Genomic DNA, 3,867 nt, shown 5'->3' on the forward strand with positions numbered 1-3,867 from the left:
GTGAGGCTTTCGTAGCCCGATTTGCCTATTTTATCCAAAATAGCATCGACCTCATCTTGGTCAGGGAAGTAATTGGGGTCAAGTTTGGTACTATTGCCACTTTTATTGGCAACCGTTGACTCGCTATATTTTCTTTGCGGGATTCGTACTTGGGGTTTTGGCTTCCATAAATTACTCCACCAATCGCTTATAGTTTCTATTGGGCTACCTAAATCGGTACCTCGACGCAACAAATAAATGTAGGAATAACCAGCGATTGCTCCACCTAAATGCGAGATTCCGCTACTTGGAACTATAAAAGATATTAGCAAGAAAGCCCAAGCAAGATATTTGATTTTGATAAGTATGATACCAAATAAATAAAACTCATACTCGGGAAGTAAGGCAACTGCTGCAAACATCACCGCATAAACCGCTGCTGAAGCTCCTAAAACAGTTGGACTAATATTGTTGAGTTGCGGAGATAAAGCCAATAAGTTATATACTGCAATGTAAATCAGACCGCTGATGATACCACCAATGAGATAAATATTTAATAGTTTTCTGCTTCCGATAAATTCTTGTACTAAATTTCCGAACCAAAATAACGAAAGCATATTGAAGAGCAAATGGAAAAAACCATAGTGCGTAAAGCAATAGGTAAGGAGTGTCCAAGGTTTGCGGATAAATTGTTTGATTGGAGCAATTAATTCAAAATTATCAGTGATGATTTTGTTGATAGCCCCACCATTTGGAGAGAACGAAAAGATAAAGCCAACCAAAATTAAAGCCACAAAAACTCCTGCATTGATGAGCATGAGTTGCACCAATGTGTTTCCTTTCTTAAATGGACTCTTTATGTCGTCAATGAAACTTGCCACTATTAATAGAATCTATTTTTCTTTTTGTTCCAGTAATTAATCAATAATATACCAAAAATTAAACCACCGATGTGGGCAAAATGTGCAACTCCCGGCATAACATTATAGACTCCTGAGAAAATCTCGAAAAGTGCATATAAAGATACTAAATATTTTGCTTTTATGGGTATTGGAAGCGGAAAAATTATCATTTCGGTATTTGGGAATAATCTGGCAAAAGCCCCCAACATACCAAAAATTGCTCCCGAAGCCCCCACCATCGGAATACTCATCATCATTGTGTACTCTGGCGAATCGACAGGGAATTGAGATATCTCGTAGAGACTAATCGCTCCATGAAGCAAACACGCTCCCACACCAGACACAACGTATAATATTAAGAAACGCTTACTACCCAAGAAATGTTCGAGCATTGGCCCAAACATAAATAAACCGAACATATTACTGAATATGTGTCCTGTACCTCCGTGCAGAAACATATAAGTAAAAATCTGAATAGGGTTGAAAAGCCCCATTTCGTGTAGCGAAAAGTTATGATAGCCAAAAATTGTGGCTAAATCTATTCTTAAAAAACTCTGTACTAAATAAACAGCAATATTTGCTATCAATAAGTTACGAACAACGGGTGTAACTTGAAACATATAGTAATTTCGGTTAAAATAGCTTTTTCGTCAAACTCAGTGTTATTGTTTGCGGTTCAATAACTCTGCTAATTGGTCTAACGACAAAATAGTCATAATTGGTTCACCATTAGGTGTGTAGCTCGGTACGGCCGTCTCGAAAAGCTGATGAATCAGCAAGTTTATTTCAATCTTCGAGAGTTCACCCATGTATTTTGATGACGAACGCTTCGAAAACGAACGAGCCACATTTTCTAATCTATCTAATTGTAAATCGGTCTGATTGGTTTTGTATTGTTGTACTAAACCCTCAAAAATCTCTTTTTCGTTTTCTTCTTGTACTTCGGGCGGAACACCATTGATTTTGATGGTATGTTGCCCAAATTCTTCAAATGAAAAGCCCAAAGCTTTTATTTCGTCTTGGATTTCCATGACCAACTGATAATCGGCGGGCTGTAAATCTAAGGTTTTCGGAAAAAGGAGTTGTTGAGTAAACGATTTTTTGTTCTTTAAATTGTTGTAATATTTCTCGTATAAAATTCGCTCGTAGGCCGCTCGTTGGTCAATGAGCATCATACCGCTTTTGGCTTGGGCTACAATGAAACGATTTTGTATCTGAATCGCCGTAATTTCTTGGATTTCGGCAATTCTACGACTTTCGTCCGATATATCATTGGCCTTGCTGCCCATTGTCATTGGCTCAGGCTCAAAATCGAGATTGGCTTGGTTGTTAGGTTTGAAACCTTCCAAACCATCAAAAAGTTTTCGCCAATTTTCGGTATTCGATTGCGTGAAGTTGCGTTGGGCAGCATCTCGGCTATCTCGATAAGCATCGTCACGTTGAGGTTGGTATGTGCCTTGTTGCGACGAAGGTCGAGCATTTTCAAAATCAGATAAACCCGAAAACGACGGACTAATAGGATTTGGCGAATCGGTAAAACGATTGGTATTTGTAAGATTTCCGAAATTTATATCCGACTCAAAATCTATCGTAGGTGTGAGGTTATAAACTCCAATGGCTCTTCTGACGGCCGAGCGAATAATGGCATAGACGGCTCTTTCGTCGTCGAACTTTATCTCGGTTTTGGTTGGATGAATGTTTATATCAACGTGCGATGGGTCGATTTCTATAAACAAAACATAAAACGGACTACTGCCTTCGGGAATCGTTGCATCAAAGGCACTCAACACGGCGTGGTGCAGATAATTGTGTTTGATAAAACGCTTATTGACAAAGAAAAACTGTTCGCCACGGCCTTTTTTTGCCGATTCTGGCTTGCCAACGTAGCCCGAAATATTTACAAATGGCGTTTCTTCTTCGCAGCTTGCCAGTTGTTCACGGTAGGCTTTTCCGAAAATATCAATAATTCTTCGGCTGAGTTTTCCTGCAGGAAGGTTATAAACTTCAACGTCGTTATGGTAAAGTGTGAAGGCTACCTCAGGATGAGCCAACGAAACTCGTTGGAACTCGTCAAGAATATGTTTCATCTCGACTGGATTCGATTTCAAGAAATTTCGTCGAGCGGGAACATTGAAAAATAAATTTTTTACTTGAAAATTCGTTCCTTTTGGGCAAGAAACCGATTCTTGGCTTTTCAGCTCAGAGCCTTCGATGCGAATCATTGTGCCAACTTCATCAACCATTCGTCGGCTACGAAGTTCTACCTGAGCAATGGCTGCAATCGAAGCCAACGCTTCGCCACGAAAGCCCATCGTTAGAATCGAAAAAAGGTCATCAGCCGTACGGATTTTTGAGGTGGCGTGTCGCTCGAAGCTCATGCGAGCGTCAGTGGCCGACATCCCCATGCCGTCGTCAATCACCTGTATGAGGGTTCGCCCCGCATCTTTCACAATTAATTGTATATTATTGGCACGGGCATCAATCGAATTTTCCAAAAGTTCTTTCACCACCGACGCTGGTCGCTGCACAACTTCCCCTGCCGCAATCTGATTGGCTATCGAGTCTGGTAGTAAATGAATAATATCGAGCATCTGTAAAATCCTTATAACAAATTCAAGGTTGACAAGGCTCTGTCAACACAATCATATAAACACTTGAAAATTGAAAACTGTTCGTTTAATGCAAATTTGTCGCTTTTCGAGGGGAAATCATTGGATATTCTGATTTTTTTTTGATAAAAGTCGGAAACACTGCTTTGTTTGTGGTTTAAAACCAAAAATCGAGGATGTTGTAATCAAACATCAAAGTATTATGTCATGTTTTTTTTGAACTATTCCAATACTATACGTTGTTTCGATATAGAAATTAAACTCCTCTAAAAAATGAACAAAATTGTAAAAATTATTTTGATTGTAGCAGCCGTTTTGGTAGTTGCATTCTTTGGTTTGAAAACTTTCACAAAAAGTAAAAGTCCGGCCGAAACTGC

General features: G+C 39.3%; 3 protein-coding genes. All 3 read right to left on the minus strand.

Going from position 1 to position 3,867, the window contains the following annotated elements; genetic code table 11:
* Positions 1 to 860 (minus strand): rhomboid family intramembrane serine protease (locus tag ACOVO2_RS03500; RefSeq protein WP_421768637.1); only part of this gene is annotated, 860 nt, incomplete at its 3' end.
* 2 nt (positions 861 to 862) lie between these two features.
* A complete protein-coding gene (locus ACOVO2_RS03505) occupies positions 863 to 1,501 on the minus strand; it encodes a rhomboid family intramembrane serine protease (protein ID WP_421768638.1) in 639 nt (212 codons plus the stop codon).
* A gap of 42 nt (positions 1,502 to 1,543) precedes the next feature.
* Positions 1,544 to 3,472: a DNA mismatch repair endonuclease MutL gene (mutL, locus tag ACOVO2_RS03510; RefSeq protein ID WP_188770242.1), complete on the minus strand. Its 1,929-nt coding sequence runs from the start codon at positions 3,470 to 3,472 to the stop codon at positions 1,544 to 1,546.
* Positions 3,473 to 3,867 lie beyond the last annotated feature (395 nt).

This window comes from Emticicia sp., assembly GCF_049241225.1.
In the GTDB taxonomy this organism is placed as follows: Bacteria; Bacteroidota; Bacteroidia; order Cytophagales; family Spirosomataceae; genus Emticicia.

Excerpts from the sequence above, each read along its gene's own strand:
- ACOVO2_RS03505 (WP_421768638.1), bottom strand. The coding sequence starts at position 1,501 with ATGTTTCAAGTTACACCCGTTGTTCGTAACTTATTGATAGCAAATATT.
- mutL (WP_188770242.1), bottom strand. The coding sequence starts at position 3,472 with ATGCTCGATATTATTCATTTACTACCAGACTCGATAGCCAATCAGATT.